This window comes from Deltaproteobacteria bacterium, assembly GCA_018668695.1.
GTDB lineage: Bacteria > Myxococcota > XYA12-FULL-58-9 > XYA12-FULL-58-9 > JABJBS01 > JABJBS01.
The window spans coordinates 1-2611 of record JABJBS010000288.1 but is presented as its reverse complement, the minus strand read 5'-3'; the positions used below and the strand labels follow the sequence as shown (position 1 = coordinate 2611).

The following is a 2611-nucleotide window of genomic DNA, read 5'->3' as shown; positions in this document are numbered from 1 at the left end:
GTTTTTGCAAAAGCTTTCCAGGTTTTGACGGCTAGACCTTTTCGATGAATGAGAAAAGGAAAGGCAAGGTAGAAGAAGAACTCACAACTTACAGACCAAGCAGGTGGGTTCCATTGTTGCCAGAACACATGGAGTGGGCTCCAAGATTGGAGTCCAAAAGGTGTTAGAATCAAAGCAGCAATCTTATGGCCTTCGCCGCCGAAGATATTTAGAAAGTCGTTCCACCAAAATGAGGTGAAGATAAACGGTAGAAAGAAAAGCAAGCAAAACCAGTAAACCGGAGCGATACGTGCAATGCGTTTCATGTAGTAAGACTTTGTCTCACTTCGGTTGGCGAACCCTTGGGAGTAAATAATGGTGAGTACAAAACCACTTAACACGAAAAACAGAGTGACTGAGTTTTGAGAGTTACCGATGAAGAACGGGGTAAGGGGCGGCGTGTCTGGTCCATAGTCTGTTACGTTTTGTGCCGAGTCAGCGTAATCGCAAAATACGCCATAGAAATGCATGAAGTAGACATGCAAAGCAGCCAACCCTCGTAACCCAGTCAATTCCGAAATATGCGGATGCCGGGCTGGTTGAGAAGCTTTTGAGCCAGTGGTCATTTCTCGCGCCGTTTACACGGTGTATTGTCGTATTCACCGCCCGGGTCGAGTTCTTGGGAGTCGAACGGTCTGGATAAGCTTCCCAGTAGCACACCTTCGGGAAGATTGGTGCCTCCCACGATGTAAGAGATAAATCCCATGGAGCTACCGGGGTAAAGGTTGATGTCCTTCATGATGATGCGTCCATTGGGGAGCTCTGAGTGAGCAATCAGGGCTGACCCTCGGTTGAGCATGACGTTGTCGTGAATATGGGTGAAGGTGAATTCGCGAATGCCCACACCGTTGGCCAAATAGACATCTTTGCCAATCGTGGCCCCCAGACGTCTGGCCAGCCACAGCTGTAATGGAGTTCCTGCATAGAGATCTGTGATCATGCCGTAGGGCAAGAGGTGATTCGACAAGAGGTGCCAAACATTAAATTTCCAGGTGCTTCTTTCAAATCCTTCCGTGCGGATTTCTTCGTCTTTAATGCATAGCCAGCGCAGAAGCTCGGTATCGATGCGAAGAAGCGGAAGCATGCCAAAAGTGGTGGCTCCGTAGGAGAAGAGAATGAATGCGAATGACGCCAATGTTCGCATAACGAGATCTACATCTCCTTGCAGTGGCCAGATGATGTCGGCAAAGAGGTGGTAACCCGTTAGAGCTACCGACGACATCAGAAGAACGACGAAATAGTGATTGCTTAGGTCAATGATGCGGTTTTTTAAGAGCGACCATCCACCAAGGGAGTGAGAGTCTTCGGTAACATCTCCTAAAGTAATGGGCACACATTTTGCGGGAGAACCGACCCACACTTGAGATGACTCAACTTGAGTTCCTGTAGCCAGCGTTGATGTGCTGGCCAAAAGAGATAATGGCGGGAGTCGAATGGGTGCGGAAACCGTAGAGTAAGCCCCAACGTAGGCTGTGGATTCTAGCCTGACTTCCTCAAGGACAACCTGACCATTTCGAAAGGCGGCAAAATCTGCGTAGGCGGCTGGGCTGTAGAACGAGCCTTCTTCCATCGTGAGTAAATCGGCGTAGGCCACTTCAACCAATGGGCAGTCGGTAACAGAGCCATAGGCAACGTTTGCTCCCATTCCGCGCACAAGCATCCACCGCAGGTCTCTGGGGCAGAAAAGTGCAAAACGCATCATCAAAAATGAGACAAATTTTACAATACTTAAGCGTACCGAGAGGTCATTCTCGAGCTGACCGGACTTAATGCGGCCGATGAGTGCCCACTTGAAGAGGCAACATGCCGCCCCGAGAATGATGGTGGTGATAATAAACGCAGGCCACAGGCTTACCCATACTCGCCAGTCGAAGGTGTGTAGGGTGGGGTTGTCCACCATCGTATTGATGACCCAGAAAAACACACCAAAGGCGCCAACCATCATATAGGGAAGAATGATGAACCCCATGAAGGTGTGGATGAACTTATCAATTCCGGAACTTGCTTTCACGCCATCTTCGTTGTGCGGTTCCATCTTCGTGGCCGGCACGCCTTGTGCCCGCATGCCTGAGGGCAGTGTATTGCCCATCGTCAACACAGAGTGGTGCTCGAGGATACCGGTTTTTTCAATGGTGCATCCCGGTTCCACTACACCCCGAGTCCAGATAACCGTTCGCTCTTCCAGGGTGATAGGAGCGAGGATAAATGAGCCCTCGGTAAACAGGTGGCACTGCACCAATGCTCCACGGCGTATGTAAGCTCGGTCTCCAATACTTAGAAGATCTGCGTCTATTAGAGAGACTGCAGGGTTGAGCCCATCAATATTAAGGGTAGCTCCGCTGTGAACCCGTGCGCCAAGCAGTTGGAGGAGCCATAAACCGAGATGGCTGTCTCGGAAGGGCAGCCAAATAGATTGTTGTCCGAAATTTAAGAAGAGGTTGGCTATCCACCACTTAAGGTGGGTTTTTCGGTAAACACTGTAACGCCCAGGTTTAAGTTTACCGACCACAACCCATTTCACACACACAGCAGCCAATGAAAATGCAATGCAGTAGGTGCTCCATGCTGCTGG

At 49.9% G+C, this 2611-nt stretch carries 2 protein-coding genes; both read right to left on the bottom strand.

Annotation, left to right across the window (positions count from 1 at the left end):
- Positions 1-605: acyltransferase (locus HOK28_15295; protein MBT6434463.1), on the bottom strand; the 605-nt coding region annotated here is incomplete at its 3' end.
- The coding region (locus HOK28_15290; protein ID MBT6434462.1) for a hypothetical protein at positions 602-2611 on the bottom strand (2010 nt) is incomplete at its 5' end. The genes HOK28_15295 and HOK28_15290, both read right to left, overlap by 4 nt.